This window comes from Moraxella sp. CTOTU49097 (assembly GCF_032064105.1).
Classification (GTDB): domain Bacteria; phylum Pseudomonadota; class Gammaproteobacteria; order Pseudomonadales; family Moraxellaceae; genus Faucicola; species Faucicola osloensis_B.
In genome coordinates this window covers 1-12,379 of record NZ_DAMBOA010000018.1, presented here as the reverse complement: position 1 = coordinate 12,379, position 12,379 = coordinate 1, and the positions used below count along the sequence as shown (strand labels likewise).

At 42.2% G+C, this 12,379-nt stretch carries 10 protein-coding genes; 6 read left to right on the top strand and 4 right to left on the bottom strand.

Annotation, left to right across the window (positions count from 1 at the left end):
- Positions 1-81 precede the first annotated feature (81 nt).
- Positions 82-630: a ferritin gene (locus tag RT064_RS09165; RefSeq protein ID WP_099834294.1), complete on the bottom strand. Its 549-nt coding sequence runs from the start codon at positions 628-630 to the stop codon at positions 82-84.
- Positions 631-926: 296 nt separating this feature from the next.
- Positions 927-2,213: an MFS transporter gene (locus tag RT064_RS09160; protein ID WP_313062990.1), complete on the bottom strand. Its 1,287-nt coding sequence runs from the start codon at positions 2,211-2,213 to the stop codon at positions 927-929.
- Between the two features lie 377 nt (positions 2,214-2,590).
- Here RT064_RS09160 and hisC point away from each other — a divergent pair, with 377 nt between their 5' ends.
- Positions 2,591-3,715: a histidinol-phosphate transaminase gene (hisC, locus tag RT064_RS09155; protein ID WP_313062988.1), complete on the top strand. Its 1,125-nt coding sequence runs from the start codon at positions 2,591-2,593 to the stop codon at positions 3,713-3,715.
- A 20-nt stretch (positions 3,716-3,735) separates the two neighbouring features.
- Positions 3,736-3,972, top strand: coding sequence for a hypothetical protein (locus tag RT064_RS09150; RefSeq protein ID WP_313062987.1), 237 nt, complete (start codon positions 3,736-3,738; stop codon positions 3,970-3,972).
- Positions 3,973-3,974: 2 nt separating this feature from the next.
- Here the strand turns inward: RT064_RS09150 and RT064_RS09145 are convergent, their stop codons facing one another.
- Together RT064_RS09145 and RT064_RS09140 are read right to left on the bottom strand one after the other, a co-directional pair.
- A complete protein-coding gene (locus RT064_RS09145) occupies positions 3,975-5,462 on the bottom strand; it encodes an anthranilate synthase component I family protein (RefSeq protein ID WP_313062986.1) in 1,488 nt (495 codons plus the stop codon).
- A 96-nt stretch (positions 5,463-5,558) separates the two neighbouring features.
- Positions 5,559-6,785 carry a beta-ketoacyl synthase N-terminal-like domain-containing protein gene (locus RT064_RS09140; RefSeq protein WP_313062985.1) on the bottom strand — a complete coding sequence of 409 codons (1,227 nt, stop codon included), beginning with the start codon at positions 6,783-6,785 and terminating at the stop codon, positions 5,559-5,561.
- Positions 6,786-7,100: 315 nt separating this feature from the next.
- On the opposite strand from RT064_RS09140, the gene RT064_RS09135 reads away from it, so the two are divergent.
- From RT064_RS09135 to fusA, 4 genes are all read left to right on the top strand, one after another.
- Positions 7,101-8,018: an EcsC family protein gene (locus tag RT064_RS09135; RefSeq protein WP_313062984.1), complete on the top strand. Its 918-nt coding sequence runs from the start codon at positions 7,101-7,103 to the stop codon at positions 8,016-8,018.
- Between the two features lie 729 nt (positions 8,019-8,747).
- Positions 8,748-9,122, top strand: coding sequence for a 30S ribosomal protein S12 (rpsL, locus tag RT064_RS09130; RefSeq protein ID WP_007116468.1), 375 nt, complete (start codon positions 8,748-8,750; stop codon positions 9,120-9,122).
- Positions 9,123-9,255: 133 nt separating this feature from the next.
- Positions 9,256-9,729 (top strand): 30S ribosomal protein S7, encoded by a 474-nt coding sequence (rpsG, locus tag RT064_RS09125; RefSeq protein WP_050325821.1) that lies wholly within the window; start codon positions 9,256-9,258, stop codon positions 9,727-9,729.
- A gap of 294 nt (positions 9,730-10,023) precedes the next feature.
- The gene (fusA, locus tag RT064_RS09120; RefSeq protein WP_313062983.1) at positions 10,024-12,150 is read left to right on the top strand and encodes an elongation factor G; all 2,127 of its coding nucleotides are present in this window, start codon (positions 10,024-10,026) and stop codon (positions 12,148-12,150) included.
- Positions 12,151-12,379 lie beyond the last annotated feature (229 nt).

Here is a 12,379-nt window from a genome sequence, read left to right as displayed (position 1 = left end):
TGAAGTAAAAACTGAAATTAAATAATAATGAAGTACAAAAAAAGCTGAGATTGACTCTCAGCTTTTTTTATGCCGGCAAAATTATTCAACCGATTTTTCCCGTGGTAAATCACCTTCTTGCGAGGCTGATGCCATGTCTTTATCCAACTCATAGAAGCTTTGGTTATCTGCCTTATCTTTTGATGCCAAGGCAAATTTATCACGTAGGTTATTGATTAATGATTCTTCTTCGATTTGTTCTTTGACAAACCATTGTAAGAAATTAAACGTTGCCCAATCGCGCTCTGCCATGGCTTGGTCCACCAGTGCATAGATTTTTTTTGAATTTTCTAACTCATGTTGCCAAACGTCTTCGATACAGGTTTCAAGACTGACAGGGTTATCACGCGGTGCAGGAATCGCTTCAATTTTAGCTTCACCACCCCGCTCGTTGATATAAGCTAAAAATTTGAACATATGATTACGTTCTTCAGCGGAATGCTTGTAGAAAAAATCTGCAATACCTGGGTAATTATTCACTTCCGCCCAGCTACCGAGCGCAATATACGCCTGCGCTTGTGTGGCTTCTTCCATCATTTGCTTGTTTAACGCTTGTTCCATTGCGTCTGAAATACGTTTATCGTTTGACATATTATTTTCCTCTGATGATTTTTTTGTGGCTAATTTTATAAGATGGCTAATCTTGACTAGACAACGTTATCGCCTGATTGGCTACCAAGATTGGCTATATAGTTGTTAAAGATAAAATAGAGCATTACCAGCATTTGCCGTTGGTTGCCGTTAATTGTATTGGTAATGACGCTCACAGTATAGATAAAAAGCTTACAATAAACAGGGTTTTTTACTCAATTTAGCTGAAAGATACACAAGCCTTTAACATAAAAATAACGGGTAAAACGCGCAAGGCTGTGCTAAATTTTTCCTCGCTATTCAATCGCTTTGTTTTGCGTTGCCAACCAACTAAACACACAATTAATCGCCATCAAAATCGTTAAAAACCCCATCGATAGCGTCCAAGTATGACTCAAGTCTTTAAGCCACCCTGTCACAATGGGACCGGTTATCGCGATGCTATAACCCACGGTTTGAGCCATCCCCGACAGCTCAGCGGCTTGTTGACTATCCTTTGATTTTAAGGTAAAAACCATCATACATAAGGTGAAAATCACCCCACATCCAAAGCCTGATGCAATACTCCAAACCCATACCCAGCCTTGCAGGGGCAAAAACCCAAAACCAAACACACCCACCAAGTTTCCCACTGCGGCAAGCAAGGCTAACGTGCGTAAATTCCACTGGCTAGAAACCCATTTGGTCAACAGTAAAATCGAAGGAAAAGCGACCAATTGAAACACCATGCCCACGTTGCCTGCTTGCGCTTTGCTCAGCCCTTTATCAATGAGTAACGACGGTAAAAAACTGGCGAGCGTATAATAAAGTAGTGATTGCAAACCCATAAACGCACTAATCCACCACGCCATCGGGATTTTCCAGACCGATTTTCGGCTTGGTTGTGCTGCTTCGGCAACCGCTTGATTAATGACTTGAGCATCATGGGTACTAATTTTTTGCCGTAACCGCAAATGAGCGACCATTAGCCAAGCCGCCACTGCTGCCACAGATACCCAGCCCCATACCCCCAGTGCAAATTGCCAATTGGACAAGCTGACAAGCCACATCGCAATGCCTGACGCAAAGCCAGCAAACACTGACAAAAACATCGAATAGCTTCCCATCACAAGCCCAATGTGATTGGGGGTGTATTTTTTGATGACGGCAGGGATTAACACATTACCGAGTGAAATCGCCAACGATAACAGCACCGTACCCGCTAGCAAAAACCCTAATTGCGGATGCGCCACTCGTACAAAAATACCGATGGCAAGCAAACTGGTTGCCAAAATCATGGTGTTTTCCAAGCCAATACGCCGTGACAGCATAGGCGCAACAAACGAACTCGATGCAAATGCCATGACAGGAATCGTACCAATCAAACCAATGGTTTTAGTCGTTAAGCCCAAATCCTGCTGAACCAACTTTGCCACCGCGCCAAACCCAATAATGGGCGCGCGCATATTGATAGCGAGCAGTAAAATGGCAATGACTACCGTGATAATTAATGCCTTGCTAGGGGCAGTCGCTACCGGCATCTGAAACGCGTTAGCAGCAGGGTGAATATTCGACTCGCTCGATTGCGACGCTGAGAATTTCATACATCTTCCAAAGTTTTAACTAGGTAACTTATTATCAAGGGTGATTTAATAAGCTTATTTTCATGGGCTTGAGTTAATAGGCTTGGTTTAACGGGCTTGAGTTAAAAGGTTATCTTTTAACATATTCGTCAAGCCAGCGCACGGTTTATTCACATAATGGCTAAAAATTCACTGTCTATCCGTCTTGCTCAACCGTTAGCCCAAATTTTATGATATCAGTGGGCTGCGGTAGATAAATTTTTAACCAATTTATGCTACTATGTATTGTTTGTGCCAGCCTTTGGCGCATTGGTTTGGTAACTTAATTTGGTAAATTGACTTAGCAAATTGACTGGCCACATTGATTTAACACATTGATTATCTTGTAAGGATTTGTCATGGTGGATACGCTTACTTCAAACGCAGATGCAACGCCCGAAATTAACACTCGACTATGGAGCACCTTGATTCGCAACCTAACGCCCTATACACCGGGTGAACAGCCCAAGCATGACAATCTGTGTAAGCTTAATACCAATGAAAACCCTTTTCCACCCTCCCCCAAAGTCGCTGAAGCTATCGCACAAGTTTTGCTCAATCAAGCCGATCATTTAAAGCGCTACCCCGCACCAGAATCTGATGAACTACGTGCGGTAATGGCACAAGTTTATCAGGTAGCCCCCAATCAAATTTTTGTCGGTAATGGTTCTGATGAAGTTTTGGCGCATATTTTTGCTTGTTTTTTTGTCAAAGACCGTTCGGTATTAACCCCTGATATTGGTTACAGTTTTTATCCTGTGTATGCCGACACTTTCCATGTGGATTTGGTGACCATTGCGCTCAAAGCCGATTTTAGCATTGATGTCGATGACTATCGCCGCCCGTGTAGTGGCATTATTATTGCCAACCCGAATGCGCCAACTGGCGTGCTTTTGCCGCTGGCAGATATCGAAAAACTCCTACAAGAACATCGCAATGCGGTCATTGTGATTGATGAAGCGTATATTGATTTTGCAGACATACCCAATGCCTCTGCGGTCAGTTTGATTAACAAATATGATAACTTAGTGGTGACCCAAACCTTTTCAAAGTCTCGCTCATTAGCAGGGCTACGTGTCGGCATGGCGTTTGCCAATCACTCACTGATTGAGGCATTAAATCGGTATAAAAATAGTTTTAACAGCTATCCCCTAGATCGCCTTGCCCAAGCAGGCGCAGTTGCCAGCTTGCAAGATAACGATTATTTTGTTGCCTGCAACCAAAAAGTCATCGCACTACGCCATGATGTCACTCAAGCTTTGACCCAATTAGGCTTTACTGTCTTGCCTTCACAAGCCAACTTTGTTTTTGCCAAACCACCTGCTTCGATGGGAGAAACTATACAGGTATTTGAAAAACTGCGGGCGCAAGGGGTGATTGTTCGTCATTTTAACAAGCCAAAAATTAGCAGTTATTTGCGTATTACCATTGGCAATGCCGAGCAAAATCAACGCTTACTAGATACCTTAACAACCTTGGTTTGACCGCTGTGAGTGATCCTAGCATGCAGTTTTTTATCAAATGCCAAAATATCGAAACAGGCGAGGTGGTGACTTATCGCTTCGCGCATCAAGCGGATTTATTGGCATTTAGCCAGCAACTGGGTTGCAAAAAATTGGCGATTGTGGATACCCATATCGCCTTTTATGATATTGAGCTAGTGTTTAATCCATTTGATGGCGAAAGCGTGCCCATCAGTGCAGCTGAACTCAATACCGCGCTTGATGGCAAGTTGTTGTAACTTTACTGGTGCAATATTTTTAATAAATTTCCTACTTTATCAAAACATTCTTGGTATTCTGCATCACAGTCTGACGCAATCGTAATGCCGCCGCCTGCCCACAGACTGACATTATTATCTAAAGCTTGTAGCGTCCGAATCAGCACATTCCATTGCCCTGTGCCATCAAAATTTAGATACCCCATGGTACCACAGTAAGCCCCTCGCGGTTTGGCTTCCAATTCATTGATGATTTCTACCGCGCGCTTTTTGGGTGTACCGGTAATCGAGCCAGCGGGCAGACTTTCAAACAATACCGTCCAAGGGCTAATGTCATCTTTGAGTGTGGCGGTGATGGTGCTCACCATATGGTGCACATTGCTAAAACTTTCGATATCAAACAGTTTTGGGACTTTTACCGTTCCCGTCTTGGCATATTTGCCCAAATCATTGCGCAGCAAATCGACAATCATGACATTTTCGGCGATGTCTTTTTCGCTGCTGGCAAGTTCATTTTTATTGGCTTGGTCAGCGGCTATATTTTGTCCGCGTGGGCGCGTGCCTTTTATCGGTTTGGTAATAATGCAATTTTCGCCTTGGGCATTGTTGGCAAAGGTAAAAAACAATTCGGGCGAGCAGCTTAGTAACTCATAATTGCCGAGTGCTAGATATCCTGCAAATGGCGCCTGGGTGGACTGATGCAAGATTGGTAGATAATCGACCAACTGCTGATTGGACAACTCACCTTGCCAGCACTGAGTAAGATTAATCTGGTAACAGTCCCCTGCTGTTAGATAGTCTTGAACTTTGTAAAAAGCTTGGTGATAGGCAGATTTTTGCCATAAAGGTAACAAGCTAAGCGGCTTTGGTGTAGGAAGCTTGGCGTGACTGACTAAATCATTTAGCCAGTTTTCGATATTGACAGCTTGCGCCATGGCTTCCTCAGTGGTGGTATGTAAATGCCATCTTTGGTGTTGATAGGTCAAATAAATATCATAATGTCCCAAGAATAGCTGCGGCTGATGAGGCGTTAAGTAACTGGCTTCCCCGTGAGTTGCGCTTGCTTGCACATGGTTTGCATTTGCTAAATGATGCGCTGATAAATCGTAGCTAATAAACCCCATCAAGCCATCTTGGTAGCCTACATTAGCCGTATGTTGGCTAGCAGACTGTTTAAATGATAGCTGTTGATAAGCCTCAAGCGCAGCAGTTAATTCGCCAATATCAACACCCTTAGCTGCTCTATTAGTAGTGGCAGTATCAGCACCAGTGTTAATCACAGTATCACAGTACCCAACATCATCGAATGAGCAATTTTGACGTTGCTTTTGGGTAAGCTGATTTTGAGGATGTATTTCAAATATTATTTTGGGCAATAAACCAATAACATTTTGACCCTCGTTATTGAGCCAAAGCGGATAGATTGCATGATTATTTGTCGTATTAAACTGCTGTAACAGGGTGATAAGTTGAGAGGGCGCAAGATGTTGTAGACTTGGCATTGGGTACATGCTTTACCTTTATGATTATATGTAGCGTCAAAAAAGCGATGACAATCGGGTAACTGTCATCGCCTATTTTTATCAATTATGACCGTCCATCAGTATTTATTCAACAAACTTTTTGATGATTAAACTGGCATTGGTACCACCAAAGCCAAAGCTATTGGTCATAATCGTGTTAAGATTTGCATCCCGTTTCTCACGCACAATATCAAAGTCTGTGGCTTTTTCATCCAAGTTTTCGATATTGATATTGGGCGCAATAAAGCCTTGATTGAGCATCAACAAACAATAAATCAATTCTTGCACGCCCACCGCACCCAAACTATGACCTGTCATTGATTTGGTTGAGCTAATGGGTGGCAAATCACCACCAAACACTTGGCGAATCGCTTCAAGCTCGGTGATATCCCCAATCGGCGTACTGGTACCATGAGTATTAATATAGTCAACTGAGTTTAAGCCTGCTTGTTTAAGCGCTTGTTTCATACAGTTGACCGCACCTACCCCACTGGGTGCGACCATATCCGCCCCATCAGAGCTTGCACCATAGCCAACAATCTCTGCCAAAATAGTCGCGCCGCGTTGTTTCGCAGAGTCTAGGCTCTCAACCACCACCATACCACCACCGCCTGCAATCACAAAGCCGTCTCGATCTGCATCGTAAGGGCGACTGGCGAGTTGCGGCTTGTCATTGTACTGTGTGCTCATCGCACCCATACCATCAAACATACAAGATTGTGTCCAATCTTCTTGCTCGCCGCCCCCTGCAATCACGATGTCTTGTTTACCCAATTGAATCAGCTCCATGGCATGACCCACACAATGCGCTGAGGTCGCGCAAGCTGATGCAATAGAGTAGCTAACCCCGCCAATCTTTAACCCAGTTGCAACGCTGGCTGATACCGTACTTGCCATGGTTTTTGGCACTGCCATGGCGCCGACACCGCGCAAGCCTTTTTCGCGCATTGCATCGACCGCTGCCGCCACATCGGCACTCGATGCCCCACCTGAGCCTGCTACCACGCCGATGTTAGTGTTATGAGCAATATCTGTTAATGACAATCCTGCTTGCTCGATTGCTTGTAGCGCACTCAGATAGGCGTATAAACTGGCTTTTGACAAAAAGCGTTTAAGTTTGCGATCGATATGCGAAGTATCTAGGTTATCGTCATCAATACTACCTGAGACACAGGCTTTAAAGCCTTTTTCTTGATAAATTGGATTAAATACCAAGCCCGATTTGCCTTGCTGTAGCGATTCACTGACTGTGGCTAAGTCATTACCAATACACGAGATAAGTCCTGCCCCTGTGATTACAACGCGCTGCATATACCATTCCTTTTGGTTTAATCAATTGATGATAAATATCACGCTATTGTACCCCTCTGGATTTCACCTGCCTAGTTTTTCCCCAAAAATGTTACAAAATATTTCCTACGCCACAGCTATTGATCACGATTATGGTTAGTTATCTTGTCTTAACCCAAACTCGATATATGCGAAACACTCAAACAAATCGATAAAAGATATCATTGTGTAACGTCTCTTTACGCATTAAAGTTGAAAAATGCGGTCTCTTTCTTTACGCTGTTTTACTACAGCATTATTTTCCAATAAAAAAGCATAATATTAAGGATAACTCTCATGTCAGTCTCTACTTCTATTAGCCGCCGTGTGTTTGAAGCGCTGGGTCACAAATTAGCACAACTGAGCGCAAAAGATACCATACAAACCAAACCCGTAGCAGATATTGATTTTGATAGCCTTCAACAAGCCTTATCAAATGATAAAAACGCGTTTCATGAGCATATTCCCAAACTGTCAAAAAAATTACTCGGTAAAACCCCATTTGGCAGCTATACCAAAATGGCGACCTCACTAATCCCTAAGGCAAGTTTTGATAAAGCAACGGATGCGGTTTTTTCCCAAGTCGGTAAACTGTCGCAAAATTGGGCGAATTTTGATTTGGCGCGTGATGCGCGTTTTAAAGACACTTTGGTTGCTAGTGAACGACAAGCCCTAGCCCGTAGTATTGGCGATCAAAACCGTGCTTTAGCTACCTTGGGTGGACTTAGTAACTTGGCGGGTTTACCCGGTATTTTGGTAGATACAATGTGGTTATTGGCAGTGTGTTTGCGGACGATTTTCCAAATCAGTGCAATTTATGACCGTCCGTTAACGGGACAACAAGGTATCGCCATCGCTTATGAAATTCTAGCTAAAGTAGATCTCAATAGACTACAAGAAAAGCAAACTTTGCTCGCAGGCTTGGGTATATTTGAAGCGATGACCGACCAGTCGATTGAAGAATATAGAGCGGCAGTACTTGCCGAAGAAGACAGCCAATCAGCGATGGGCATATTAACCAAACTAGAAGAACTATCGACGCAGTTTAATATTAACATTGAGCAGTTTAATTTCGGTTTTTTACATAAAGTCATTCCACTCACTGCGGTTGGCTTGGGTACGACTTACAACAATATTATTATCAATGAAGTGATTGAAATTGCAATGTCGGTATTTGCGCCCGCGCCAAAGTTGACGCATATGACTGAAAAATAATTTTGCACTAATATAATAAGGTAAAAGCTAGCTGTTTGGCTTTTGCCTTTTTTATTGGTTGTAGCTCGTGCTTAGTAATTTAAGGCTAGTTACGATAACGCTCGTTAATTTAAGACATTTTACACAAACTTTTACATAACCCGTCAGCAACGTCACATTTTTAGTCATCAATACCAACGTTATTCACCAAATGTAAAAAGACCAATCTACTAAAATTCGGCAAAATAGATTTAACAACGGATTAACGATAATAACCCTAATAAATAAAAGTAAAATGTCATTACCTTACGTTGTTAATCTAAAAAAAATAAAAAATTTAAAATTACAATTACTTAAAACCACCGTCATTAAAGTTTGAATTTTTTGCAATCATTGAATAATAACAATAAATAATAACTGAGCTAGAACCAATGCACTGACTTTTAACCGATAAGGTTTTTAGAGTTAGCGCATTGGTTCTTTTAGTTTTGGTCCTTTTTATTTTAGTCTGTTATAAGGTGTTATAGTGTTTTGATACCTTGTGTGCTTGATAAGCACGATGTTTGATAATTTACCCTCCCCCACTTTTTTCAAATTTTTCTAACAATCACTATCTGCATTATCCATTTGCATCATCTGGGCAATTTTTTAGTTGATAAAACCAACAAAAATCTCTATAATACGCTGTCCTAAAATAGCTTATTAGCGGTTTTTAGAGATTTTTTGACAACAAACGGGAGAGAGTGCCTTATGGCAACTACAAATCAATTAATTCGTAAAGGTCGCAATACCATTACTGAAAAATCAAAAGTGCCAGCATTAAAAGCTTGCCCACAACGCCGTGGCGTGTGTACCCGTGTATACACTACCACACCAAAAAAACCAAACTCAGCGATGCGTAAAGTATGTCGTGTACGTTTGACGTCAGGTTTTGAAGTATCAAGCTACATCGGTGGTGAAGGTCACAACCTACAAGAGCACAGTGTTGTACTTATCCGTGGTGGTCGTGTAAAAGACTTACCAGGTGTTCGTTACCATACAGTTCGTGGCGCACTTGACTGTGCCGGCGTAAAAGATCGTAAACAAGGCCGCTCAAAATACGGCGCAAAACGTCCTAAAGCATAATTTTAGCCGTTTTTTACCCCATTTTTTAACATTGTTTGCATAGTTGATTATAGTTTTACAACGCTATGCAGTAAGGCTGGTGAAAAGCAACCGCTTAGCTACCAGACTACCCTGAATACACAAGGAAATTATCATGCCTAGACGTCGTGTCATCGCTGCCCGTGAAATCCTACCAGATCCTAAATTTGGTAGCAAAACACTTGCTAAATTCATCAACCATGTGATGGTTGACGGTAAAAAGTCAGTTGCAGAATCAATCGTATACGGTGCCTTAGACCGTGTTTTAGAAAAAAATTCGGGCATTGACCCTGTACAGTTTTTTGAAGATACGTTAGAAAGAGTTCGCCCAATGGTGGAAGTAAAAGCTCGCCGTGTGGGTGGTGCTACCTACCAAGTTCCTATGGAAGTACGTCCCTCCCGTCGTACTGCATTAGCAATGCGTTGGTTAGTTGATGCGGCTGCAAAACGTTCTGAAAAATCTATGGCTTTACGCTTAGCAGGTGAATTGCTAGACGCGGCTGATGGCAAAGGTAATGCACTGAAAAAACGTGACGAAGTTCACCGTATGGCTGACGCAAACAAAGCGTTCTCACACTATCGTTTCTAATTGATACTGATTGCTATCACCTAGGTAGTAATTAGCTTATAATAAAATAGATGATATTGGGTGACTTGAAGTTTGCAAATTCAGCCCAATATTTCATATTGAAAAAGAAGCTTGTCATGCATTTGTCATGGCAAGCTCTTATCATACAGCACTTATGTCAAGAGTAAGGCTTTCTTTTATCTAGTTGGTTGTCGATCTTTCAATCAAACGTTAAAACTAATTATTATTCATTTTAAGACATAACTGTTTATTGATAATGGAATAATTTTAATCTTTAGTCCTTAGGAATTAACTATGGCACGTACAACACCCTTAAATCGCTACCGTAATATCGGTATCTCTGCACATATTGATGCGGGTAAAACGACAACAACTGAACGTATTTTGTTTTATACAGGTAAAAACCATAAGCTAGGTGAAGTGCATGAAGGTGCTGCAACCATGGACTGGATGGAGCAAGAGCAAGAGCGTGGTATTACTATTACCTCAGCGGCAACGACTTGTTTCTGGTCTGGTATGGGTCATCAATTCCCAGAGCACCGCATTAACATCATTGACACCCCCGGTCACGTTGACTTCACCATTGAAGTAGAACGTTCAATGCGTGTACTTGACGGTGCATGTATGGTTTACTGTGCGGTTGGTGGTGTACAGCCTCAGTCAGAAACAGTATGGCGTCAAGCAAACAAATATAAAGTACCGCGTCTTGCGTTCGTAAATAAAATGGACCGCACAGGGGCAAACTTCTTCCGCGTTGTTGACCAAGTAAAACAACGTCTTGGTGGTAACCCAGTACCTGTGGTTGTGCCAATCGGTGCAGAAGATACCTTTGAAGGGGTTGTTGACCTTCTAGAGATGAAAGCCATCATTTGGGATGTCGCTTCTCAAGGTATGAAATTTGAATACGCAGAAATTCCTGCTGACTTAGTTGATATCGTTGATGAATGGCGTAACAACATGGTTGAGGCAGCCGCTGAATCTTCAGAAGAGTTGATGGATAAATACCTTGAAGAAGGTGATTTATCACGTGAAGATATCGTAGCAGGTTTACGTGCGCGCACCCTTGCGGGCGAAATTCAACCAATGCTTTGTGGTACGGCGTTTAAAAACAAAGGCGTACAACGTATGCTTGACGCGGTTATCGAATTCTTACCAGCACCAAATGACGTTGATGCCATCAAAGGTGTGTTAGATGACAAAGCTGAAACTGAAGCGACTCGTGAATCATCGGATGATGCACCATTTGCTGGTCTTGCGTTCAAAATCATGAATGACAAATATGTGGGTAACTTAACCTTCGTCCGTGTGTATTCAGGTGTGGCAAAACAAGGTGACTCTGTTTATAACCCAGTGAAAATGAAACGTGAGCGTATCGGTCGTATTGTTGAGATGCACGCTAACTCACAAAAAGAAGTGGATGAAGTTCGCGCAGGTGACATCGTTGCATTTGTAGGTCTAAAAGATGTAACCACAGGTGATACGCTATGTGACGAAAACAATATCATTACGCTTGAGCGCATGGAATTCCCAGATCCTGTTATTTCATTGGCAGTGGAACCAAAAACCAAAGCTGACCAAGAAAAAATGTCAATCGCGCTTAACCGTTTGGCAAAAGAAGACCCTTCATTCCGTGTTCACACCGATGAAGAATCTGGTCAGACTATCATCAGCGGTATGGGTGAGCTGCACTTAGAAATTCTTGTTGACCGTATGAAACGTGAGTTTAGCGTTGAAGCCAACGTGGGTGCACCACAAGTAGCTTACCGTGAAACGATTCGTAACACCGTTGAGCAAGAAGGTAAATTCGTACGCCAAACTGGTGGTCGTGGTAAATTCGGTCACGTATGGTTACGTCTTGAGCCACTTGATACGGCTGACGGCAAAGAATATGAATTTGCTGAAGAAGTGGTTGGTGGTGTGGTACCAAAAGAGTACTTTGGTGCGGTAGACAAAGGTATTCAAGAACGTATGAAAAATGGTGTTCTTGCAGGTTACCCAGTTGTTGGTATTAAAGCAACACTGTATGATGGTTCATACCATGACGTTGACTCAGATGAGTTGTCGTTCAAAATGGCAGGTTCTATGGCCTTCCGTAAAGGCTTTATGAATGCAAACCCTGTGCTACTTGAGCCAGTCATGAAAGTAGAAGTTGAAACACCGGAAGACTACATGGGTGATATCATGGGTGACTTAAACCGTCGTCGTGGTATGGTGCAAGGTATGGATGATATGTTTGGCGGCGTTAAACAAATCCGTGCGGAAGTACCACTAGCCGAGATGTTTGGTTATGCAACCCAATTACGTTCAATGTCTCAAGGTCGTGCAACCTACTCGATGGAGTTTGCAAAATACGCTGAGACACCACGCAACGTTGCGGATGAAATCATCAAAAAATTCACTCATAAAGATGATGACGAATAAGTTTGATGGACAATTTGATTGTTAAAACCAGTCAAAGTCTTCCACCCTATTCGACACTGTTAAAATTATAAGTTAGCTAATTTGACCTGTTAAATTTAATGGGTCAAATTTTCATAACCTATAAGCGTTGATAATAAATTAAATGACCTAGAACATTGGGTTAATATTAACAAAAGAGGATTAAATTATGGCAAAGGCCAAGTTTGAACGTACTAAACCACACGTTAAC

What these genes read in the sequence shown, in the direction of transcription:
- RT064_RS09165 (WP_099834294.1), bottom strand. Translation starts at nt 630, where the DNA reads ATGTCAAACGATAAACGTATTTCAGACGCAATGGAACAAGCGTTAAAC.
- RT064_RS09160 (WP_313062990.1), bottom strand. Translation starts at nt 2,213, where the DNA reads ATGAAATTCTCAGCGTCGCAATCGAGCGAGTCGAATATTCACCCTGCT.
- hisC (WP_313062988.1), top strand. Translation starts at nt 2,591, where the DNA reads ATGGTGGATACGCTTACTTCAAACGCAGATGCAACGCCCGAAATTAAC.
- RT064_RS09150 (WP_313062987.1), top strand. Translation starts at nt 3,736, where the DNA reads ATGCAGTTTTTTATCAAATGCCAAAATATCGAAACAGGCGAGGTGGTG.
- RT064_RS09145 (WP_313062986.1), bottom strand. Translation starts at nt 5,462, where the DNA reads ATGTACCCAATGCCAAGTCTACAACATCTTGCGCCCTCTCAACTTATC.
- RT064_RS09140 (WP_313062985.1), bottom strand. Translation starts at nt 6,785, where the DNA reads ATGCAGCGCGTTGTAATCACAGGGGCAGGACTTATCTCGTGTATTGGT.
- RT064_RS09135 (WP_313062984.1), top strand. Translation starts at nt 7,101, where the DNA reads ATGTCAGTCTCTACTTCTATTAGCCGCCGTGTGTTTGAAGCGCTGGGT.
- rpsL (WP_007116468.1), top strand. Translation starts at nt 8,748, where the DNA reads ATGGCAACTACAAATCAATTAATTCGTAAAGGTCGCAATACCATTACT.
- rpsG (WP_050325821.1), top strand. Translation starts at nt 9,256, where the DNA reads ATGCCTAGACGTCGTGTCATCGCTGCCCGTGAAATCCTACCAGATCCT.
- fusA (WP_313062983.1), top strand. Translation starts at nt 10,024, where the DNA reads ATGGCACGTACAACACCCTTAAATCGCTACCGTAATATCGGTATCTCT.